The 21750-nt window shown below is 38.0% G+C and carries 19 protein-coding genes and 1 CRISPR repeat array; of the genes, 3 read left to right on the top strand and 16 right to left on the bottom strand.

Going from position 1 to position 21750, the window contains the following annotated elements; translation table 11 throughout:
* Positions 1–43: 43 nt before the first annotated feature.
* Positions 44–553, top strand: coding sequence for a cytochrome (locus tag H6G57_RS15040; protein WP_190519852.1), 510 nt, complete (start codon positions 44–46; stop codon positions 551–553).
* A 38-nt stretch (positions 554–591) separates the two neighbouring features.
* Complete coding sequence (locus tag H6G57_RS15035) at positions 592–930, top strand: cupin domain-containing protein (RefSeq protein WP_190519850.1); 339 nt, start codon at positions 592–594, stop codon at positions 928–930.
* Between the two features lie 50 nt (positions 931–980).
* Positions 981–2057: a CRISPR direct-repeat array (repeat unit 37 nt; unit sequence GTTTCAGTCCCGCGAACGGGATTCTATTAGTTGAAAG).
* 405 nt (positions 2058–2462) lie between these two features.
* Here H6G57_RS15035 and cas2 read toward each other — a convergent pair.
* The 8 genes from cas2 to H6G57_RS14995 all read right to left on the bottom strand — a co-directional run bounded on the left by cas2 (position 2463) and on the right by H6G57_RS14995 (position 9549).
* A complete protein-coding gene (gene cas2 / locus H6G57_RS15030) occupies positions 2463–2759 on the bottom strand; it encodes a CRISPR-associated endonuclease Cas2 (protein WP_190519848.1) in 297 nt (98 codons plus the stop codon).
* Positions 2756–3733, bottom strand: coding sequence for a type I-D CRISPR-associated endonuclease Cas1d (gene cas1d / locus H6G57_RS15025; protein WP_190519845.1), 978 nt, complete (start codon positions 3731–3733; stop codon positions 2756–2758). The genes cas2 and cas1d overlap by 4 nt, the downstream gene beginning before the upstream one ends.
* A 6-nt stretch (positions 3734–3739) precedes the next feature.
* Positions 3740–4321, bottom strand: a complete 582-nt coding sequence (gene cas4 / locus H6G57_RS15020; RefSeq protein ID WP_190519844.1) for a CRISPR-associated protein Cas4 — start codon at positions 4319–4321, stop codon at positions 3740–3742.
* A 187-nt stretch (positions 4322–4508) separates the two neighbouring features.
* Positions 4509–5525: a CRISPR system precrRNA processing endoribonuclease RAMP protein Cas6 gene (gene cas6 / locus H6G57_RS29045; protein WP_190519841.1), complete on the bottom strand. Its 1017-nt coding sequence runs from the start codon at positions 5523–5525 to the stop codon at positions 4509–4511.
* Positions 5503–6327 carry a hypothetical protein gene (locus tag H6G57_RS15010; RefSeq protein WP_199314311.1) on the bottom strand — a complete coding sequence of 275 codons (825 nt, stop codon included), beginning with the start codon at positions 6325–6327 and terminating at the stop codon, positions 5503–5505. Before H6G57_RS15010 ends, cas6 begins: the two co-directional genes overlap by 23 nt.
* Positions 6308–7282 (bottom strand): DevR family CRISPR-associated autoregulator, encoded by a 975-nt coding sequence (locus H6G57_RS15005; RefSeq protein ID WP_190519839.1) that lies wholly within the window; start codon positions 7280–7282, stop codon positions 6308–6310. The genes H6G57_RS15010 and H6G57_RS15005 overlap by 20 nt, the downstream gene beginning before the upstream one ends.
* Before the next feature lie 13 nt (positions 7283–7295).
* Positions 7296–9116: a hypothetical protein gene (locus H6G57_RS15000; protein WP_190519837.1), complete on the bottom strand. Its 1821-nt coding sequence runs from the start codon at positions 9114–9116 to the stop codon at positions 7296–7298.
* Positions 9117–9270: 154 nt separating this feature from the next.
* Positions 9271–9549: a hypothetical protein gene (locus H6G57_RS14995; RefSeq protein WP_190519835.1), complete on the bottom strand. Its 279-nt coding sequence runs from the start codon at positions 9547–9549 to the stop codon at positions 9271–9273.
* 453 nt (positions 9550–10002) lie between these two features.
* Here H6G57_RS14995 and H6G57_RS14990 point away from each other — a divergent pair, with 453 nt between their 5' ends.
* Positions 10003–10629, top strand: a complete 627-nt coding sequence (locus tag H6G57_RS14990) for a Uma2 family endonuclease (protein ID WP_190519995.1) — start codon at positions 10003–10005, stop codon at positions 10627–10629.
* Positions 10630–10637: 8 nt separating this feature from the next.
* On the opposite strand, the gene cas3 is transcribed toward H6G57_RS14990, so the two are convergent.
* From cas3 to H6G57_RS14950, 8 genes are read right to left on the bottom strand one after another with little or no spacing between them, the layout of a single operon-like run.
* The gene (gene cas3, locus H6G57_RS14985; protein WP_190519833.1) at positions 10638–12686 is read right to left on the bottom strand and encodes a CRISPR-associated helicase Cas3'; all 2049 of its coding nucleotides are present in this window, start codon (positions 12684–12686) and stop codon (positions 10638–10640) included.
* Positions 12673–13296, bottom strand: a complete 624-nt coding sequence (locus tag H6G57_RS14980; protein ID WP_190519831.1) for a DEAD/DEAH box helicase — start codon at positions 13294–13296, stop codon at positions 12673–12675. The genes cas3 and H6G57_RS14980 overlap by 14 nt, the downstream gene beginning before the upstream one ends.
* 21 nt (positions 13297–13317) lie before the next feature.
* Positions 13318–15618 carry a TIGR03986 family CRISPR-associated RAMP protein gene (locus tag H6G57_RS14975; protein ID WP_190519830.1) on the bottom strand — a complete coding sequence of 767 codons (2301 nt, stop codon included), beginning with the start codon at positions 15616–15618 and terminating at the stop codon, positions 13318–13320.
* A 12-nt stretch (positions 15619–15630) separates the two neighbouring features.
* Complete coding sequence (gene csx19 / locus H6G57_RS14970; RefSeq protein ID WP_190519829.1) at positions 15631–16224, bottom strand: CRISPR-associated protein Csx19; 594 nt, start codon at positions 16222–16224, stop codon at positions 15631–15633.
* Positions 16221–17741 (bottom strand): RAMP superfamily CRISPR-associated protein, encoded by a 1521-nt coding sequence (locus tag H6G57_RS14965; protein WP_190519827.1) that lies wholly within the window; start codon positions 17739–17741, stop codon positions 16221–16223. Before H6G57_RS14965 ends, csx19 begins: the two co-directional genes overlap by 4 nt.
* A 4-nt stretch (positions 17742–17745) precedes the next feature.
* Positions 17746–19341, bottom strand: coding sequence for an RAMP superfamily CRISPR-associated protein (locus H6G57_RS14960; RefSeq protein WP_190519825.1), 1596 nt, complete (start codon positions 19339–19341; stop codon positions 17746–17748).
* Positions 19338–20048 carry an RAMP superfamily CRISPR-associated protein gene (locus H6G57_RS14955; protein WP_190519823.1) on the bottom strand — a complete coding sequence of 237 codons (711 nt, stop codon included), beginning with the start codon at positions 20046–20048 and terminating at the stop codon, positions 19338–19340. Before H6G57_RS14955 ends, H6G57_RS14960 begins: the two co-directional genes overlap by 4 nt.
* Complete coding sequence (locus H6G57_RS14950) at positions 20041–21747, bottom strand: hypothetical protein (RefSeq protein WP_190519822.1); 1707 nt, start codon at positions 21745–21747, stop codon at positions 20041–20043. Before H6G57_RS14950 ends, H6G57_RS14955 begins: the two co-directional genes overlap by 8 nt.
* Between the last annotated feature and the right edge of the window lie 3 nt (positions 21748–21750).

Raw genomic sequence — 21750 nt, 5'->3', positions numbered from 1 at the left:
TCGCTCTAAATTAATAGATGTCTGGCATCTTATCATATTATTTATGAAAAAAATTATCATTGGTATTATGGGGCCGGGAGAAGGAGCAACGCCCCTGGATGTTGATCATGGGTATCAATTGGGTCAATTGATTGCTGAATCAGGATGGGTTTTATTAACAGGAGGTCGAAATAGGGGAGTCATGGAAGCGGCTAATCAAGGGGCAAAATTAGCCAAGGGTTTAACGTTGGGAATTTTACCGAATGGGGATAGTCAAGGAATGTCTGAGGCGGTAGATATTGCGATTTTTACCAATTTAGGTCAGGCTAGAAATACTATTAATGTGTTATCTTCTGATGTTATTATTGCTTGTGGAATGGGAGCCGGAACTGCTTCCGAAATTGCGTTAGCAATTAAACAAAATAAGTGTGTTATTTTATTAAATCAAAACTTAGAAAGTCAAAGTTTTTTTAAATCTTTAGCCCCAAAACGAGTTTTTATTGTGAATTCTCCTGAATCTGCTATTCAAACGGTTAAAGATTGTTTAGCTAAATTAATTGACAAAATAACATAAATTTAGTAAAATTAAAAGAAATTGTATGTTTAATTTTTATGAAAATAACCGATTTAAACCAAATTCCAGAACAGGAAGTTTCCCATAATCCAGCGATTAAAAAAAAGGTGATGTTGAGTTTAGGAGATTTACCCCATTTAACCAATTTTTCTCAAGCCTGTTTTGCCCCCGGACAAGTGGCGGGTGGTCATTCCCATGCTGATATGTGTGAAGTTTTTTTTGTAGAATCGGGTTGGGGAAATATGGCGATTAATGGTACAGATTATGAATTAAAACCAGGGGTTTGTATTGCAGTGGAACCTGGGGAAGTTCACGAAGTCACCAACATAGGAAATACCGATTTAATTTTAACTTATTTTGGTTTACGCACCCCGTAGTAAGCCCTTCAGGGCTGTCTTTCAACAGTAGTTCAATGGTCAATCTTTGGGTTTCAGTCCCGCGAACGGGATTCTATTAGTTGAAAGTAGTTCCACGGGTTGAAGTTCCTATGATTAATTTAGAGTTTCAGTCCCGCGAACGGGATTCTATTAGTTGAAAGAAAGTTATTGAGTTCATCAAATCTTTCATTTTCTAGTTGAGTTTCAGTCCCGCGAACGGGATTCTATTAGTTGAAAGCTGGGAGCGTAAAGCCCAAACTCATCAATCATAATGTTTCAGTCCCGCGAACGGGATTCTATTAGTTGAAAGTAGCCGCAGCCCGTCTTAATGCCATAGCTTCAGCATTGCTGTTTCAGTCCCGCGAACGGGATTCTATTAGTTGAAAGGTGAACAACTTGAATTAAATCTTGACTGTGAGCAAAGTTTCAGTCCCGCGAACGGGATTCTATTAGTTGAAAGATAGATTGATTCAATAGTCAATAAAGAAGTAGAGAGTTTCAGTCCCGCGAACGGGATTCTATTAGTTGAAAGCGAATACGACTCCAAAGGTAAAACCTACGGGATATTGTTTCAGTCCCGCGAACGGGATTCTATTAGTTGAAAGATCGTAATCCTTGATGATTTGGTATGGCGTTCATTTTGTTTCAGTCCCGCGAACGGGATTCTATTAGTTGAAAGTGCTTATTAACTTGTGTCGTATTTTCTCCCCAAACAGGTTTCAGTCCCGCGAACGGGATTCTATTAGTTGAAAGACGAATCGTTGGAAATCGCTTATCCTGAACTTTTAGGTTTCAGTCCCGCGAACGGGATTCTATTAGTTGAAAGTGATGATGTTTGAGTTGTTCAATATTGTAGAAATCTTGTTTCAGTCCCGCGAACGGGATTCTATTAGTTGAAAGCCTAATCCACCTTGAGAGTCATAGAGGTTTAACCCACTGTTAGTTTCAGTCCCGCGAACGGGATTCTATTAGTTGAAAGTGGGGATGACCGTCGCCCGATACATTACTTTTGCTGTTTCAGTCCCGCGAACGGGATTCTATTAGTTGAAAGTTTAGATGAACTTTCAGAGGATAGTGATCGCACTCCCAAGTTTCAGTCCCGCGAACGGGATTCTATTAGTTGAAAGTCTGCCCCCTGAAACTGGGACAGAGTAGGCATTCTGAAGCCAGTTTTCGTGAACCTCATTTTTTGCCTCGTTTCAGCCTTCGTTATTGCAATAGATTAGCAATAACTAACCGAATTCAACAATAAAAACTATTGAATTGTCAAGGTTCTGGCGTTTTTCGTGAATCCCCCCAGGATTTAGCCCCCGCTTCGATTCACGAAAACTATAGTAAACCAAAGACAACCCCTTGTCAAGAGTAAAAGTCTGTGATAAACAAAAACCCTGTCTTTAGCAAAAACAGGGTAAGCTATTACGCATCTAAATCCAATACTAAGACGGGCAGGATGCCCATCCCACAAGAAGATCCGAAAAACTGACTGTCAAATAAAATGCGTAGCAGCTTACAGTCAATCCTATCAAATACAACTAAATCACAATCGCCTGATCTTGACGGGGTTGCTCAGAACCATAAGTAATCGTTCGTTTCCGAGAACCCGCATCCAAAACATAAATCCGCACTGAATCCTCAGCAGGCTTAATCAATTTCTCAATTTGGTGTTGTAAGTTCACAAACTGAATACTTGTTAAAAAGCATTCAAAAACACTATATTGACACCATTTTCCGTAACCCGACAACAACTTATGTAACCTTGTCCGACGTTTATTCGCCGCTTTCGTATCGGGTAAATCGTAAATGATCAAATAAAATAAAGTATCCTTCATCGTAACACCAATGGTTTGTAAGGAATTCCCTCTTGTAAATACCGTCCTAACAATCGAGCTTGTAATTCAATAGCGCGTCGATAGGTACAACGATACTCAAAAATAGGATGCTTAAACTCATCATTCATTTTGCGTTCAAACCCTTGTAAAAATCGCTTGCGTCCATCATCACTGAGGCGATAAGCACCCAAACTTTCAGTAAAATCATCCGGTTGAATTTCCCGTTTATTTAAAACCGATAACACCAAACTATCCGCCACCAAAGGACGAAATTCTTCCATTAAATCCAACACCATTGCAGGTTGACCGCGACTGACTTCATGCAAATACCCAATATAAGGATCGAGTCCAACTAAATGAACAGCCGCTGTTACTTGTACCCGCAATAAACCATAAGCAAAACTCAATAACGCATTAACTGGGTCAGTGGGAGGACGACGATTTCGACCGGGAAAAGACCAAGGTTCTTTTAACATAGCCGACCATTCCGCAAAATAATCTTTAGCCGCAATTCCTTCCACCCCTCGAACTTCATCTAAAGTTGCCTTTTGAGACACTAATTTCTTATAAGTTTTCAAAGGACTGTCGGCAATTTTCTGACGATACAAAACCGTAGATTGATTTTGAATTTTAGCCGATACAATAGTTTTGACTAATTCTAATCGCCGTTTTGTATCTTGATACAATTCAAACTGGGCTAACCGTAACGCACCATTGCGAGAATATCCCGGTAAAGCACTGCCTAAATATTTCCCAAAACTGGTTAAATAGTGAATAGGCATCCCCAATTCTAAAGCATAAGTGAAAGCATCACCCGTGACTTGGGGATTCCCCATTAAAACAACTTGTTCTACCGTTTGAGCCGGAATAGATTGCTTTTTCCAGTTGCCATTTTCTTCTTGAATGGCAATGGTAAACGCTTCATAGGTTTTACTTAAAATAGCTTGAGGTTGAGTGACATACAGAATAGACATTTTAATTTAAACTCCTTGATGAATCAGTGTTTTAACTTCAAAAGGCAGACAAATTCCCATTAAGCTGCAAGCTTGGCATTTTTTGGAATTTTCAATGGGAAAAGGGATTTTTCCGGCGGCGGTTTGGTGGGCGGAAGCGATCGCATCTACAGTCATTTGTCGTAACTGAGAAGTAAATTTAACTTGTTGGCGACGGCGATTTCCGTGATAGAAAATTTCACCATAAAAAATTTCTCTTCCAGTGCGTTCTTCTAAACACAAAGCCGCCGCACAAAGTTGAAAATGATCATTAAGATGTTCTGCCATTTTTCCTTTTTTATATTCCAAAGGAATCAGTTGACCGTCTCGTTCTTCCACCGCATCAATAATGCCACTCACTTTCAGATGTTCACTCCAAACCCACTGTTGACGATGAATAATCGTATCCCCTTCAATGGTTGTCCCTTCTTCATTAATATTTTCATGAAGATAACGTCCAACAATAATATGTTCGTTATCCTCCATTTCGCCTAATTGATATTCTAAATAAAATCGACGCGGGCAATATTCCCAAGCGTTCAAATAGGCTAATTGTAGATACTGTTCCATCTAATTGATCCCAATGTTATGATGAGCTAGAAACCGGGTTTCTCTACAAATCTTCTGCTGATTTAATTGTCCCTGAAAGAAACCCGGTTTCTTAATTACTGATAACTGATGATGAGCTAGAAACCGGGTTTCTCTACAAATCTTCTGCTGATTTAATTGAGTCCCTGAAAGAAACCCGGTTTCTTAATTACTGATGATTGATTCTTGTCTGACCCATCCCCATTGTTGTTTTGCGTCCGACTCCCGCAAAGCCTGCAAAATGAGCTAAAGTTGTGGCAATTTGAGCTTGTTGAGGATCAGAAAATTGATAACGTACCCATCCTTTGCCCCCAATTTCTGGGTCAGATTTCATTTTTAAAGCCACTGTTTTTAAGTCATAAGCACAAATAAATCCATCCCATTCAATTTGAGGTAATTGATAAGCTTCGGGTGCTAAATGATTCCAACGTCGAAGTAAACTAGAAAAGACTAATTCCGGTAACGGAAACGGTTGAATTTTTTGTCCTTGCTTAAAACTGGTTGGGGATAAAAATTCAAGGGTAATCATCTTTTGAGGTGGGACTTGCATTAAGCTTTCATAACTAGCAGAATGCTTAATATCAATCCATTTTCCTAACCGACAAGGAATCCCCGTTAAAGTAATATCACACCCAATATTCCGACTCATTCCCCACAGTAAAGGAGCGAGTAATTGCCGTTTTAATATCCCAATTCTGATATAAATTTGATTTCGGGAAGGACTCGGTTTTGTGGATAAAGTAATCGGGAATATTGCTTGCGAATGTAATTCTTCTGCTAAATCAGGACTAGCATTTGCTAACCATTGAAAGCATTGAGCATGAATGGCTCGTCCTAACGTATGAGGTAAAATATCAGATGCAAAAACAGCAATTTCTAAAGCGTGCAAATCGTGATTATCAATCTCAACTCCGGTTAATTCAAAAGATTTGCCCTCCCATTCCAAAACTGTCCCATAACTAATGTGTTTAAAAATATGCTGTAAAAGCTCAGGATATTTTTCACAATTGGGTAAAACAGCTAACACTTTATTAATCCCATTGTGTTTAGCTAAAGGTATCCAGTTCGGAGCAGTTTTCAAATCCAATAACCAACTGTTTAACGGCGTTGTATTCGTTTTATTACTGGGTTGTAAAACAACACTTAATCCAGCAATTTGCGAGTTAATTTCGGTGGTAGATGTCATATTTTGCACTACTGGCAATGAGTTGTAAAGGTAATAATCCCGGTTTAATTACCCGGTCTTTGTCTAATTGTGCTTTATCCGTCGAGTAGGGATTGATTTTGTTAAAGGTTGTTTTAGATCCTAAATCATCTAGGGGTTGTATCACAAAACTTTGTTCAGGACGGGGTTGAAATTGAGGGGTAACTGTTTCTTGGGTTTCTTCCGGTAAATATTGAAAAAAACAGCCTCGCTTGCCAAAATAGTTGATTTGAGCTAATAATTGCTTTAGTTCTAAACAGCGAGAAGTGGGGCCACAACAAATCTGTAAATTCCCTTCTAAAAATAACCATTCCCGAAATACAAACCCATCTTGCATCGGTACAGTGGGTCTAGTTTTATCGGCTTTATCCGCCGTTTGGTCATAGTATCTGAGTTTATAACCATTGCGATTAACTACTAAACGTTCTGGCGGTTGGATAAAAATTTGTAAGTCTCGAATCCAACTAAATTCCCCTTTAATCCAACGATCAAAATTCGTTAAATTTGTCTTACCTTCCCCTTCTAATAACACTTTCAACAGCGCCATTTTAATCGCGTAGGGAGTTGGAACTAAATTTGACCGTGCAGCCATACTCGTTGCATCAGAACGCTTTAGAGAAAATAAACTAACAGGCTGATAACTAACCGTTAACCATTGATTTTTAGGGGATATTTTTTGAGGTTCAGGTGCTACAATCGGATTAGTTTCAGGTTTAATACTGAAAATATCTAATTGTACGTTATCGGGATTTGAGGGATTAGATTTATTCTGTCGCTTCGGCATTTTCACTCTCCCAAGGTTGTGAAATCGCAATTAATTCTTCAATCCGTTCTGCAAATTGTGCTAAATTTTCAAAAGTCAATAACTGCACGGTTTCTTCTCCATTCAGTCGATTTAAGGTATTAGAAATACTTTCAATTTGACGAATATAACTTTCTTCTAAAGCACTGATCATTGGTGCAGGACAGCGACGGGTTGTAAAAGTAATCACGCCTTCAAAATGATCCGGGTGGGGTAAGTTGGTATTGCGTTTCGCGCCATTGGGTTGCAAATAAGTATAGAGCACACTTTTAAGCAAAGCATCCAGACGTTTTTTGCGTTCAATTCCATCAATTACATATTGAAAACTATGGGGATTATAACCAATTCTAAACGCTTCAATATTGAGAACCGTTGCATATAACCCTGAGCTAATTTGTACGTTGTAAGGAGTCGGGTTATCAACGCCATATTTAGCATGAAAATAACTTTGAGTTTTCACAAAACTGGGTAAACCCACGACAGCGCCAAATTCAATTACAGATTCTCGTTTAAGGGTTTGTCCTTTCTTTTCTGTCACCATAAACCCTTCTAAATCGCTAATCGCACAGAGTTGCAAAACTTTAGCGGTTTTAGAGGATAAATCCGTTTCTCCTTCTGCAAATAAAGAGGTTTTCTGTTTTTCAGCTAATTCAATATCATAGCCAATACGGTCGGGATTCAGTTGTTGACCCCCTTGAGATAAAGATAATCCTGATTCAATCGCAACCCGATGTAAATGTTCCCCTTGAATATGTTTAATCATATCTCCCGAAACCCCATTCACAAACTTGGGTTCAGGGTCGCCTTTTTCTACTATATAGTAACGGCGAGTTAAAGATTGATTTCCTTCATTTCCTTCATTATTAAGGGCGTGTAATTGCCAAGATAGCAATCCACTAATAGAAATCGAATAAACGGGGAAAGTTTGGTTAGTCATGATTTAATTCTCCTTATTCTTCTTCGTGTGTTTCTAAATTTGTCTCAAAATCTGGGTTGCTATCAGGGGTTACTTGTTGAGAGGAATCTTGGCTTTTAGTCCATTTAGCATACCCATAAGCAATTAATAAATTAGCGATTAAAACGGTATCGAATTCGTCAATTAGTTCAATTAATCGATCTAAATCTTCCTTATAGGGTTGGACGCGCATTAAGCGTTTTCCTTCTTTCAGGTATTTTTCAGATAACCGCAAGTTTTCATGTTCATATTTACCTAAGAAATCTGCGATCGCACAAATAAAATCTTTTTTAGAACCCGACTGACTACTCAGCAATTGTGCTAAACCATACTGACGTTGCCAATCTAACTGTTTTTTTCCTCCTTCTTTGGTATAAATTTCACCTGCATAAACCGTTGATTGGTTAATCGCTTTAGCAATCCTTAAAAAGCTAGGATCTTTAGTAATCTTAGCAAAAATAACATCCTTTTGAGTCATAATATTTAATCCATTTACTGAAAATAAACGAGGAGATTTTGTATGAGGATTTGCCAATTGTTTAACAACATAATCAGCATAACTCACTTGAAAGCGGAAAAACTGACGAAAACTGGTTCCGGTAATAAAATCCCGATAAGCTGCCAATAATTCGCTATGTCCTTCTTCAGCCGACAGGGTAACAATTACAGAAAGATGTTCTTTGATTACGTCTAGGTAATCTAATAAATCCTGATAATTGTCAGGAATAATCCATCCTGGTAATCCTAATGTAAATAATTCTTTGACCCCATAAACTTGTCCTTTTGAGCCGAAGTGTGTTCCCCGAAATTCTCCGACAAAATCGTTAACGGGTTTTCCCAAAAAGTCAAAAGGATTTTCGGGTTTTCCTTGAGCTTGCGCGGCATGGTTTTCTAACAACTGTTGACACAATTTTAACACCAGTTCCGCATCAAAACGAGCAATTCCATGACCGCCACCAGGGGGATTAAATAACCTTAAACGATTGAGAACCTCACGGTATTTCTGTAACGAGATATCTTTGGGTTCTAAAACAACGACTCGCCAATCATAAGCACTTTCAGCAATTTTGATTCGTTCTGAAATCGCAAATTGAAATAAACCATTCGCAATTAACCATAAAGTTAACCAATCAATTTTTTGAGAATCAACTTTATTGCTATCGGCTTTAGTGCGATTAACTCCTTGTACAGAAGTGGGAAAGTAAATTTTGACCGCCGAGGCATTTTCGGGTAAAGAAACTCCTGTTTTTGATTGGAAAATCTTAGCAACTTGTTCAGACCAAGAAGACTGACTAGACAAATGATTTTGACTCAAAACTTGGCATAAACTTGCCATAAGTGAACCATAATAGTCTTTCAATTTCCAACTTTCTTGCCATAAACTATTATGATTGCGATCATGGCGCATGGAAACTAGAATCGCACCATTTTGAGTTCTGGGGTCTGGGGGTTTGGGTGCTTCTTTCGTCCATTGAGTTTTACCTCCGGTTTGATAACGATATTGTTGATAAAGTTTGCGTTTTTCGACTTCTTTAACGACATCAAAAATATCCGTTTCCGCCGGAATTTGACTACTATCGGTTTTTTGCCCTTTCACAGGTAAAAAAGGATTAGTATAATCTAATTGGGCGATCGCTTCTAAATTCAAAGGTCGCGTTAATTGAATTTGGTAGTAAGTTCCTTCATCAATTAACTGCATTTCCTCCCGGTGTTGGGTACGACGCAGAGCATCTTCTACCAGTTGAGCTAATCCCAATAAAACAAAGGTATCTGCATAGGTGTTAAATTGTTTGGGTACAAACAGCGCCTCAGTCATTCCTGTGAATTTTGTTTTGTTACTGCTATCTTAATCCCTGCCTGGAAGCGGGGTCTTCCAAACTATTTCTTTGAATTTCCCCGCCTTAACTTCTCTCTTCACTGAAGAAAGCGGTCATTCCAGAATTGGAAATTTTATCGGTTGTTTAAGCCAATCAATCAGACATACTAACCGGAGATAGAACGATGTCCCATCGCCAGAATTTTCCGAATTTCTTTTCTTGAGAAGGAACAATCTGCAAAATCCCATACGGATAGCCAACCTCTAACTTCCCGTTTTTTGCACGAGTGCGGATTTCCTGAGAGGATAATTTTTCTTTGGCTACTATCTCCAAAAACTCTCGTACTTTCTCAGTCGTTAACCCGTTAGCAACTGGAAACTCAAGATGATTGAGGTTTAGCTGTAATTGAGAACTTTTTGGTCTATAATTCATAATGATCAATACAAATGTTTAAGCAAAGGTAACGGCTTGATGTGGAAGATCAACCGTTTCTAAAGCGAACAATGCGAGAAAGTGTCTCTGAAGTGGAAGTTCAGGGGCACTTTTGCTATATCCACACCTTAGCACAACCGTTTCTATTTAATCCATAGGAATATACTTTTATTTTTTCGGTTGTTCTGCTACTATAGTTTTAGTGGGGTAGCAGACAGGCTACCTTAAGGCTGACATAGACAGAGCAGAATCCCTGTAAGGGACTGAAACTATTCCTATGGTTTAAATTCCTGTATGTCGTTTAACCTGCTGTTATCCCCACTTCCTTAACATCATTCGGATTGCGTATTACTTTTTTGTATACCGATATCAAGTACAGATTGCACAATTGCGACGCTTCAGTAATTAATATTAGAAATATCACAGCCAATCTAGTAATCCTAAACAAAGATGATGATTCAAGCTATACCTAAAACCGTAACATTTGACGAGTTTATTGCTTGGTATCCAGAAGGGTCGGGATGCCACTATGAACTACACAACGGAGAAATTGTCGAAATGCCTAAACCCACAGGAAAACATTCGCGGGTAGCTGGTTTTATTACAGTGAAGGCAGGAATTGAAATTGAGCGTCTGAAACTTCCCTATTTCATTCCTAAAGAATGCGTGATTAAATCTATCCGCGATGAGTCTGGGTACGAGCCAGATGTTATTGTATTAGATGAGCGTACAATTGCAGATAGTCCGCGATGGGAAAAAGAATCAATTATTACTCAAGGAAGTTCTGTACGGTTGGTTGTTGAAGTAGTTTCAACCAATTGGAGTGATGATTATGCTTTGAAGTTGGAAGAATACGAAGCTTTAGGGATTTCTGAATATTGGATTATCGATTATTTAGGATTAGGAGGAAGAAGATTTATCGGAAACCCTAAACAACCGACTCTTTCTATTTATCAACTTGTTGAAGGCGAGTATCAAGTGAGTCAATTTCGAGAAAATCAACCTATTAAATCACCCACTTTTCCAGAGTTCAATTTAACCGCTTCTGAAATTTTCCAAGCTGGTCAACGAATAAATTGATAAAGGATTTAAAGCTGTACAGAACGTTGGTCACATAGCCTTAATGCTCTGACGACTAGCCAATAAAGTTGTAAATATTCCCAAGAAGAAAACCAAGCTAAATCGAGTTTTTGGATAGAATAGCGGCTTGAACTTAAATTTGGAGTTTGGGATGGTAGAGGGAGGATATTAGGCAACCTACGGGTGAGATGTTTCCAACTACTTGCGATCGCTTTTTGAGCCTCTGGATGGAGTATAATTTCTTTATTCTTAATATCCTTAATTTCCCAACCTTTCGCCCAAGCCGAGTGATGCCGTCCGGCTGATAAAATAATGCTGTAAGCTAAACCAGGAATTTGCTCAGAGTTAGCATTAAATTCATTTTTTAATAAAAGAATAAGCGTATCCTGTAAGATATATTGAGCTAAAAATGCACTTTCAACCGCATGATTTGGACGTTTATGCTGTTTTTCATAAGCTTTTAGAGCTTGTTTTTGTTGTTCATCTTCGGGATTATAATCGGTGTGAGCAAGTAGATAAGATTTAGGTGGTTTACCGTTAAAATTTTGAGAAGCAATGGTTTGCCATCCCCGCATTACTGTTTGCCATTGTTGTTGTAATTTGCCTAAATCGTGAGTAAAAATAGCCAGTAATACTAAATATTCAAATAAGGCTTGAGTTTGAGTTAGGGTCGCATTTGGGAAAATTTTATGTTGAATGAATTGTCCTCCAGTTTGTAGCAATTCATCTCGGACACTATTGTATTTTATCTCAATCCACTCTCCATTTTTGAATACCTTTGTCTGAAAGGGATGTTGCCAACATTGCCACATACAACCCAAATGCCCCACATAGGTATCCATTCGATATTGATATTCACTAATTGTTTGTTTTAGAGGTTTATTGGGAGAATTAAACTGATTTCCTTTTTCTTCAATATTGATTAACAGTCCAATTTCTTCATCATAATAAACATAGCGAGGATTCACTAACAATTGGAAGCTATTTTTTAAGTCATTATAAGAACGAATGCAAGTACAAATCGGTTGGGTGTAGGTTTCAGACGCTTTTCTTTTCGGGTGTTCAATTCGTTTAAATACCCAATCAATTTCATAACCTAAATTTTGAACGTCTTGCCAAACTTTACAAAGGGTGGTAATGGGAACAGAAAAGGGTAATAATTTTTTCGGATCAATCTGCACTGAGTCATCAAAGTCAATGAAAATCGGTGTATCCCAAACAAATAAACTGCGACTATCCACAAACCGAATTAAATCATCAGCTTTATCTCGTTCTCCTCTTAAAATAGCACCATTAAAATTCTGTTCAAATTCAGCCCGATTGTTTTTTCTCTTCTCAGCTTGCAACAAATCATTCGCCCCATGTACTTGATTAATCCAACTTTGTTCTACCTCAAAACTAACGGTTTGATGTACTTTTTTAGATTGAGAATGAGCTTCTAAAACTTGCCAAGTTAATTGACATAATTCTTGATTATAAGGCAGAAAACTTTTATTTTCTGGAGTTTGTAGTTCTTCTATTTTGGTTTCTGGGTTAAAATCTTGTTGGGATAATTCCTGATATTCTGGATTAATTAAAATCTGCCAATAAACATAGACTTCACCTTCTTCTTCTGGGAATCTAGCACAGCGTCCAGCCCGTTGTAATAAAGAGTTCATCGGACAAAGTTCGGTGTGCATCACTTCACAGGTAATATTCAGTCCGGCTTCAATCACTTGTGTTGAAATCAAAACATGACATTGCCCATTATCTAACCTATTTTTGGAGAACTTAGCTTGAATTTCAGCTTCTTTTTGAGCGCGATGTTCGGGTAAAAATCGAGAATGTAATAAAGTGATTGTTAAGGCATGATCTTGATTAAGCTGAGTGAAATCTTGAAACAGTCCTTGAGCTTGGGAAACGGTATTACAAATAATAATAACTCGTTGACGATGATGAGTTTCGATATCGTTGAGGATAACATCAGCCGTTAAAGGATTGGAGACAGCCTGAAAAGTTCGGTGACGATTTCCTTCGATTTCAGCTAAATCTGCTATACTAACTTCAATGATTTCCATCGTTAATTAAATTTTGAATCTGTTGGGATACTTCATCGGTTAAAGTCGCGGTCATCAGCAAAAAAGGTGAAACTCCTTTAACTTGCTGCAAAAGTTTTAAAACCGTTGTAAAAGACCGATCTGGGTCAAGTAAGTGCAGTTCATCAAAGACTAAATAAGAAGCAAAAATCGCTCCCGCATTCACGTTTGCAGACCCACGACCAACGGAGTAGGGAATATTCAGAAAACTACTCAACATCTGATCAATGGTACAGAAGATAATATCTCCTTCAAAACGAGGGTCTTCTGGGTTTTCTCCGGTTTGCAAGGTAACAGTTAAGGGTCGAGATAAGGGATAATGGTTTGACCAATTGTTAATTAAGGTTTCTGTGCGTTGGCGTAAACTATTAGCCAAGGTTCTTAAGGGAACAACGTAGATGAGTTTATTGGGAAAATCGAGTTTTAGGGGTTTAGCAAAGAGGAAAGGGGCGATCGCCGTTTCTGTTTTTCCTGACCCGGTAGGGGCGCGTAGAAGCACGTCCTGGCGGTTGAGAAGGTGGGCGATCGTTTGCTGTTGGAATTGACGGGGTTGATGTTCGGTGAGAGTGTGGAAGTAGTGGTTAAGGTTCATGGGAGGGGGTGCGATCGCATTTCAAGGCTTTGGTTTAGGTGGTCTAGCCAAAGGTGACGGGCTACTTTCTCTTGAATTATTCTTACTTTCTTTGTCTAAAGATGAGCCATAAAAGTGATCAAATTTTCGTTGATCTTCCCATCTTTTTATTTGTAATGGAGTTGGTAATATCAAGCGATCCTCATACTCATCTTTAGTTTCTTCACCTTGCTTAACCTGTTTACCAACATAACCTTTACTGATATCTCTTTCAATTTCCATATATCGCGTTTCATTAACTGGCGGAAAATTACAACTCAGCATCGCTAAAAGCATCTGAATACGCGGTATATCTTTCAACCTTAAACCTTTCCTATCAGTACAACCTTCTGGTAAGTCTAGTTCGTCAACTCGGTCGTTGCCAACGATAACATACTGCTCAAATGCTTCTATATAAGATTTGTATTCATCAGCAGTGGTAGGGCGATCGCCTGTCAACCAATTATCATCATCAAATAGCTGAGTGTATCGCTGCTGAGGCTTATTTTGGGAGCGTTCGTTAAGGATCAGTTCGGATTTTGCAATAGTGACTGCACCCATCCCTAGAGGTTTACCCATACCCAGAGATAAGCAGTATTTTTCTTTACCATCTAATCCTAGTAGTTGAAGCGCGTTTATATCGTGATTAGCCAGAGTTACTATCCACAACAATGCCCCCAATTCCACATCACTCAAATTTTCAAAGTGAATTGTAAACTTAAAGGAGACTCCTTTTTTTATGGGCTTGATTTCTGTGTATTGGGATTGCTTATTTTCAATCTCCTCTGGACTTGCATCTGTTTGAATCCCAGTTCCTACATCGTCTTTATGCCAGTAAAGTTTATGTCCTCGGATTACGGTATCTTTATTAGGTTTATTACCATAGTGTTTTAGCTTTGGTTTTTCCTCAGTAGTTTGTACTAAATAGTGCTGAAAAGTAGTTGGTTTAGGACTAGCAAGAATTTGAGGCGTTATTGTATCATTGGGGTTATCTTTCAGCCAGATTCCTTCCTCATCAGTTACATAGTGAGCATCGCTAACAAAAATTCGCCCTGCACGAGATTGCTCTCGCTTTTCTTTCTTTTCATTAAATGGGAGAGCCTCTTTTTTATCTTTTCCACGTCTGACAAATCCAAAGATTGCATCAGCTAAATCTATTTTGTCTGATTCACCTATGTGTTTAGGAATAAAATCAACTGCTGACACGACTTTACCTTCTTGATTAAAAGCATAAGGTATACGGAAATTAGGACTTTGACCAAAGAATTTGATAGGTTTTTCTATGTTATCTTGAAAGTAAAAAATGGGTCTTCCTGGTTCGAGACATCCATATTTTTTACTAAAAGCATTTCTGGGATTGTTGTTGAATTGCTTTTCCTGACCTTGTTGGAAATCAGTAAGAGCATTCTTGTAATCTTTAATAGCATCCTCACTGATCTCAATAGTTGGTTGAGAGTGATCGGGTAAACTAATAATATAATGATGTTTGCGACCTTCTTTGCGACTTAGCAATTTTTTTCGTTCTGCTTCTGTGGTTTTAGCAGAGTCTAGCATATTGCCACTGGTAACAAGCCATCCCCGATAACTATAAGCAGTCAAGTTTTCACTAATGTTTATATCTTCTTCGTCTTCCTCAAAGCTAATTTCCAGATATTGAGGTACATAATTACTTTTTTCCATCGTAATTAGAGAAGGAAGATTTAGTTTAATATTTTCAATATTATTTTCTTTCATTTTGATAAATCCATTCTCAAAATAAGTTTCATCAGCAGGTCGAATAAACCATTTATTGCTTTTGTATTCTAAATAACCTGCTTTGACAGTTTTAAGTTTATTTTTGTAGATTAAACTCAGAGGATCTTCCTTATCAGCAGCAACTGCACGGAAAAAGAATTTTTGCTGATCGGAAACTTTCTCTATCTTCCCAAAGCTGATAATTTCTACCAAAGTCCGCAGCATCCCTCGCAGGCTGCTACCTGGAAGGACAGGATAGGAATTTGAGGGAGCCTGAAAAAACTCAGCTTTTTTCTTACGCTGTTCTGGTGTTAATTTTTCATTAGAAGTATCACCAAAGTTTGAGAAGTCAGTTGGAGTCAGACCACAGCGAATATAAAGAGGTGATTCTGTTCTTAATATACATTTGATTTTGCCAGTATGACGATCTGGGTAATAGCAATCGTTATCTCGTAATTTTCCATTACATTCGAGTTCTGCCTCTACAATTTTGTTCGGTAACTCTACAAAGTTGTAAGGAGCAACTGCTTTACGGTCATTCTTTACTTCTTTTAAGTGTCTGGGATTCATTGAATTTTCTCCTTATTTAAGAGATACAAGACGACTGATAAAAATTCGAGCGACTCCATCTGAGTCGTAGCAAAAATAGTGATGTACTTCTAATTTCACTGGACGTTTAGGTTGTTTCTCGTTCTCATTTCTGTCAAAATTGATTCCAGTTCTAGGTACAGCGTGTTTTAATCCTTGAGAACCATCTGAAAGCAGGGTAAAACTATGCTCTTTATTTTCTTGCCCTTTAGTTCCCCAAAGAATTTGAGATTCTGGGATTACACCGATTTGTTTTTTAGTAATTAATTCTGATGCTTTAGTTTCAAGGATCAGGCGCGATCGCCATTTTCCGTTACTATTCCATAGTAAGACTTCCCCCGCTTTTCCAAAAATTCGGCATTGTTGCAAAGTATTTAAACGTAATTCAGGAAAGTTACACTCAGGAAAAACCTCTCTAGCAGTTATTAAACTGCCACTATCCGTATCAAAACGTCCCCAAATAACTCCATCTTCAGCATGAGCTAACAGATAGGGCAACTGATAATCTTTCGCTTGTTGCTTAAGCCAATTTTGAAGCAACTGTTCGCTAAGGTTTTCAATTGAGGTCTGACACAACTCCTGATTCATTGGGCTTTCTCCACAAACTCACGTACACTATTTTCTAGTTTTTGTTTATCTTCACCCTCAAATTTTAGCTTTCCATTGTCTTGAAAAATTATCCATTTATGCTCCGTTTTTTCTGGCTGCTGCCAAATTATCGTTGCTTCTACTCCCTGTAATCTTCCCCGTCCAATGCTACTCGTACCCCCTACAGGTAAATCACCTGTCCATAAGTCTTTGAGTAGTAGCAGCAGCAAGCCAATTTCATCTTCTTTCGGGTCACGTAATTCAAGTTTAAGCTCAAGATGTTTATTGTTGTTAGACGGTTTAGATTTTTGTTGACTCTTTTTATTTTTAGATTTCTTTTCTTCCTCAGTTTTTTCAAGTCCAAAAATAGGCTGTTCGCTAAACAATGCTCCGTGATAAGTACCTCCTGTAAAGCGGTCGATTGCGATTCGGCTTTGCACTAATTCAGCCGTATTTTCAATAACACTTTCGTGAATCATTAGACGGCTGGCTTTTGCTTGGTTTCCTTCAACAATCCCAAAAATATCATAAACTATTTGTAAATCTTTACCCAATGTATTAACAATTCGTTCGGCTCGATGCCACAGCACACCTGCTAGACTTGTGCCTGAAACAATAGGGTGAGATTTTCCATTTCTTTGAGAATGTAAATGTACTACATCAGGCGATCGCTTATTCTCAACTAAGTCTTGACCTGAACGAATCAATAAGGGACTTGCTAGTTTGAATTGAGCATGGATGGAGAGGCGATCACGCTTATCAACCTGTTGTTTCAGTGATACTCCTCCAAGCGCGACTACAATCGATTCAAATGATTTCCTTTTATTTGATAATTCCCTAGTCCAGTGATCAAATTTTAACCACTCGATTCGGTCTTTAGGCTTCTGTAAATCAAATTCCCAAACTTGCCACTTTTCTACATGACAGCGACCAAAACCTCGACGTTTTTTTATCCCCAGGCAAATTTCACCTTTCTCTAATCCCCTCAAAGCAAGAGCAAGTGCTCTTTTTAAGTCAGCTTCATCTTTTTCAATGAGTAACTCAAAACTGAGGAAAAATTCTGTTCCGGCTTCCAGCAATTCTAAATCATATTTTTTACCATCTTCTGCTGTACCTGTTGCTCCGTCAATTTTGACTCCATCCCGCAATTCAATCACTGGAATTTTACTACTAATTGCATCGTCAATAATTAGAGGACTTTGATTTTCCTCTTCCTTTGGCTCCTCACCTTCATAACGAAACAGATGACCAAAAAGTTTAGTTGCTAAACCTTGGGGAATTTCATTTTTCCCATAACCTTGTTCGTACTCATGCAGATAGTTCCGCAAAGCACCTGCAATAGATGAACCTGTTAATAAAGCGTGATCGCTGATGCTATCCCGTAGCAAAGCTAAATCTGTTGGTGCTTCTGTATCACCACTTCCTAAACAAGTGGGAGTATTCAGTATCAGATTACCTCGAATAATTATTCTTTTGATAATTCTACGATGATCGGATCTCTGTAACTTTTCAATCATTGATTTACTCCTTAGTTGCTTTTTTGGCAATTGCCATAATTAAAAGTAGCGTGTACTTAGGGGCTAAAGTTTCATCTTGACTTAAATCATAGGATTCTCCAGCAATTGTCACAGGTGAAATATCAATCCAACCTGACGGGTTTTCTATCCACTCTTTAATTTGTTGTTCAATTGGTTGTTTAATGGATTGATTACCTATTTTTGCATATTCAAACTGATCGCTTGCATTGGGTGGTAAATTACCTAGTAATTCCGTGACTTGCTGGAGATTTGGCTTATTTCCTAGTTTGGGATCGTTAAGTGCTTTCCTTGCGATAATCATCAGCCGAGAAAGTTGGCTATTACTGATATTTCCTTCTATGTTAAATCCACTAACTTTTTGACGTAATTTTTCCTCTAATTTTTGACAAAATAAACGTTTTGCCATTTCCTTCGCTAACTTTGCTGATTTTGAACCCGTTGGAAGTTTGGGGACATCTGTAGAACTGGGTTCTGATCCCGGTAAAGTTGTAGAAAATTCTGCACTGTTATCTAAATTCAACCAGTTAACTGCAACCCGTCCAAAACCTTCAACGGTTCTTTCTCCCAGTCCATAAAACTCTAAATCTTTGACTCGCTGTAAATCAAGCGATAAAGATTGAAAAACAAAAACACTTCCTGATGCGATCGCTGGAACTTGAGGCAAAGGTAAACCCCATTTTTTATTAAATCCTCCTATTAAAGCGCTAGACATATAAGCTTTGTGTAATTTTAATTGTTCAGGGTCTATATCTAATGATTCTGCTAAAAGTTGTATCGGTGGTTCTACAACATATTGACCGCACTCATTTTGAAGAATCATATCGCTCAGAAGAGTAATTTGGAAATACTCCCTTTCTATTCGGTTTTCCAGGCTTTGATTTTCTCCGACTTCATCCCAAGTTTCGTGAAATTGAATCTTACTAATTTTAGTATGTCCATAGCCTGCACTTTGAGAACCCCCTAACCAAATATTATCATTTTCATTAAGTAACTCTTCTAAGATTTGCTGATCTTTTTTTTGACATAAAATTACAGCTTTAAATTTCTGATTAGCATCTAAAGCTTCATAACGAAATACCTCCCCTACTGTTTCTATCGCTCTGCCTTTACTGCGATGTCTTTGATTATGAATATTGATACGACGTTTTTCAGTGTACAGTGTAACATCTGTAGAATTAACGCTACAAAATTGGTGTTTTACTGGCTTCGCTGAAACATCAGAATCTAAATCAGACATTTCCATCCGACTCAAATCATAAATTCTTTCTAGGGGATCTTCTCCTTTATTTTGAAACCAAGATCGAGGTGTTGGTAAGCTTCGAGGTTGATGTTCTTCCTTAGTGAGTAAATACGCATTTAGGTAACGAACTTGACCTGAAAAAAATAAATCTCTAACTTGAGTATCAGCCAGAATATCATCTCCTATATTGGTATTGTGTTTGAGATAGCGACCAATTAATGCCCCCCGAATCATACTCCCTGGAATATAGGGATAGGAAACATCACTGTTCGGATCACCTTGAAAGGATGTTGCTAAAATAGGTTGTTGAGTATGAAGGGTAAAGGTAATTGTACTCATGCTTTTGTCTCCTGTTCAAAATAACGTAAATGTTTTGTAGTAATTTCTTCAAGTTGTTTATTTTTTTCTTGTTCCCACAATGTACATTTCACATGACCACGACCTCGATTTCTTCCACTTCCTATTCGACGTAATGCGAGGACGCTAACCGCTAACAGAGCTAATATTTTCTGTGAATCATCCGAGGGTTTTAGATTAAAAGTAATGGGTGCTTTAAAACAAAGCTCTCGCAAAACAACTCGACTAGAACGTAAACTTTTATCTTTAGCAACACCCTCTTTAGAATCAATAGCTGTTTGTTGCCGAAAAGTCGTTAAAGATGAGAGAATATCTTTATCTGTGATACTTCTTGAGCCTCTGCGTCTTTCTGCATCTTCTTCCTGTTCAAATTGCAGTCTTACAGCTTGACGCAAATCTTCGGGTAAACAAGCATCCCCAACGTGCATTCTGGACTGGGTTTCTGTTGTACTTCCTGCTGTACCAAGTAAGCTATTTCTAGCGTTTAGCCAATGCCGTTGAGGATCAGAAATTAAGCATAATAAATTGTCACATTCCTCGCTTAATAATCCTTTTAATGTACGTCCTCGCAAGTAAGGAAATCCATAGGAATCATGTTCAACTTCTTGGTCAATTAAACCTGCGACTCCATCCCCACGTCCGAAGGTGGTATCACTTAACAGTTCAATGTTAATAAAATAATTACTCATCGTTCACTCCTGATAAGGGAAAATAAAATTCCATTGCTTCAATTGCATCAAAATGGCCACATACTTTTTCCCCACTACTACCGCTATAATCATCAATCCAACCTGTATTTTTTAGGTCATCATTAGGAGCTTGAGAAAAACAGGGTAGTTCTTTCATTCTATAAAGATGCAAAAATTGTTGAGTTGCATCTGAACCTTTGCGTAAAACTTCTCGTAGAGCAATAACTTTATTGCGTTTATCTCGCCAATCATTAAGCTCCGTGACAACTGATTCAAAATCATTCCAGTTTTGCCATTCTCCATTTTTTGCTTTAAGTCGAATTGGACGCATAGAAAGATTTTTTTCTTTTTTAGAATTATTAACCTGATACTCTCGCTTACGAATATCACCCAGAGAACCGATTAAACCACTCGCAGCAATATGCCAATCTAAGGCAGAAAATCCACCTCCACCTTCGCGTACCATTTTCTTAGCACTACCACATAAAGATTCACTTAATTCATAAGCACGGGCAAAAGGATAATGGGATTTAATAATGCTAATTCCAGCACAAGCTGTTAATATTTCTCCATCTGCTGCGGTTTTCTCAAATTCTTTTAAGAACAGAGCCGCTAGAGTTAATCCTAAGCGCCCATCACAAATAAAAGTGACATCATCTCCCCCATAAACTAGAGGGCGAAAAGGTAAGAAAAATTTACCATTTTTGGGGTTTTTCTTCAGTTCAATTTGACTAATTAACTGGTTTTCGGAATCAAACCATTTAATAAAAGCACCTTTGGAATTATGATGAATCGAATTAACCAGTGTTTTTACAACGGTTCTTAAAGCCTCTTTCCCAATTTGATTAACACTCCAAGATAACTGGCGCATTCTGGTGATATATTCTCGGTTAGTTGATGCAGTTTCACCTTGTTTTTGAAAGCGATCGCCCATACTATTTCCATCAGCATGAATAACAGCTATATAACTAGACTCATCTTGAGTTCTACCTAAATTATCAAATTCTAAAGGAAAATCGTAGACATTGAAATCTATGTCATTTTTAAAAAAGTTTCCTAGTTTTGTTCGAGCCGGAAACACGGCAATTAGTTTGTATTTAACCTCCCTAGAAACCAGATATTTATTAGGACTCTTAAATTGATCACTGGTTCCAATAGCAACTAATCGAGTCGAGTTACAATCGGCTGTTACGCCTAATCCTAATAAGGGTACAGAAGGAATCCGTTGTCGTTTTTTAGATTCCAGTTCATCTTTCATTAAGTCGTCAATAACTTGTCTTAGTGGTCTTTCTTGGTCATCAAAATCAAACCTTTTGTGAGCAACAACAAGGTTAAGTCCTGGTGCTTTCTTCAAAATTCGACTACTTAAAATTTTAGTAAAATCTACAGCATCATCATGGGATGCAAAGAGTAAAACTGCATTACCTCCACCTGCATAAATCACTTCAGATGCTAAGTTTCCCTCTTCAATATAAGGTTTGGCATCAGGTTCAGGATGGGGTTCTTGACGCTGTTCTGATAATTCAGGATCGGGAAAATAAAAAGGTTTACCCAATTTAATCAAAGCTTGTTCAACCCATTGCTTTGTTGCTTCTGCAATTAAGTAAGATGCACCAATATTTTCTCGAAGCCTGTTACTCCCAAAAATATAAGGTTGAATCCCTGTCGTGTCAATAATGGTGGCTGTATATTCGCTCATTTT

The sequence above is a fragment of the Planktothrix sp. FACHB-1365 genome, from assembly GCF_014697575.1.
Lineage (GTDB): Bacteria > Cyanobacteriota > Cyanobacteriia > Cyanobacteriales > Microcoleaceae > Planktothrix.
This window is presented reverse-complemented; position numbering and strand designations above follow the sequence as displayed.

Coding starts and splice junctions, on each gene's coding strand:
- H6G57_RS15040 (WP_190519852.1), top strand. CDS start 44: ATGAAAAAAATTATCATTGGTATTATGGGGCCGGGAGAAGGAGCAACG.
- H6G57_RS14960 (WP_190519825.1), bottom strand. CDS start 19,341: ATGAGTACAATTACCTTTACCCTTCATACTCAACAACCTATTTTAGCA.
- cas4 (WP_190519844.1), bottom strand. CDS start 4,321: ATGGAACAGTATCTACAATTAGCCTATTTGAACGCTTGGGAATATTGC.
- H6G57_RS14980 (WP_190519831.1), bottom strand. CDS start 13,296: ATGAACCTTAACCACTACTTCCACACTCTCACCGAACATCAACCCCGT.
- cas1d (WP_190519845.1), bottom strand. CDS start 3,733: ATGTCTATTCTGTATGTCACTCAACCTCAAGCTATTTTAAGTAAAACC.
- cas3 (WP_190519833.1), bottom strand. CDS start 12,686: ATGGAAATCATTGAAGTTAGTATAGCAGATTTAGCTGAAATCGAAGGA.
- H6G57_RS14990 (WP_190519995.1), top strand. CDS start 10,003: ATGATTCAAGCTATACCTAAAACCGTAACATTTGACGAGTTTATTGCT.
- H6G57_RS14965 (WP_190519827.1), bottom strand. CDS start 17,741: ATGATTGAAAAGTTACAGAGATCCGATCATCGTAGAATTATCAAAAGA.
- H6G57_RS14955 (WP_190519823.1), bottom strand. CDS start 20,048: ATGAGTAATTATTTTATTAACATTGAACTGTTAAGTGATACCACCTTC.
- H6G57_RS15010 (WP_199314311.1), bottom strand. CDS start 6,327: ATGCCGAAGCGACAGAATAAATCTAATCCCTCAAATCCCGATAACGTA.
- H6G57_RS15005 (WP_190519839.1), bottom strand. CDS start 7,282: ATGACTAACCAAACTTTCCCCGTTTATTCGATTTCTATTAGTGGATTG.
- H6G57_RS14950 (WP_190519822.1), bottom strand. CDS start 21,747: ATGAGCGAATATACAGCCACCATTATTGACACGACAGGGATTCAACCT.
- csx19 (WP_190519829.1), bottom strand. CDS start 16,224: ATGAATCAGGAGTTGTGTCAGACCTCAATTGAAAACCTTAGCGAACAG.
- H6G57_RS15000 (WP_190519837.1), bottom strand. CDS start 9,116: ATGACTGAGGCGCTGTTTGTACCCAAACAATTTAACACCTATGCAGAT.
- H6G57_RS14995 (WP_190519835.1), bottom strand. CDS start 9,549: ATGAATTATAGACCAAAAAGTTCTCAATTACAGCTAAACCTCAATCAT.
- H6G57_RS14975 (WP_190519830.1), bottom strand. CDS start 15,618: ATGAATCCCAGACACTTAAAAGAAGTAAAGAATGACCGTAAAGCAGTT.
- cas2 (WP_190519848.1), bottom strand. CDS start 2,759: ATGAAGGATACTTTATTTTATTTGATCATTTACGATTTACCCGATACG.
- H6G57_RS15035 (WP_190519850.1), top strand. CDS start 592: ATGAAAATAACCGATTTAAACCAAATTCCAGAACAGGAAGTTTCCCAT.
- cas6 (WP_190519841.1), bottom strand. CDS start 5,525: ATGACATCTACCACCGAAATTAACTCGCAAATTGCTGGATTAAGTGTT.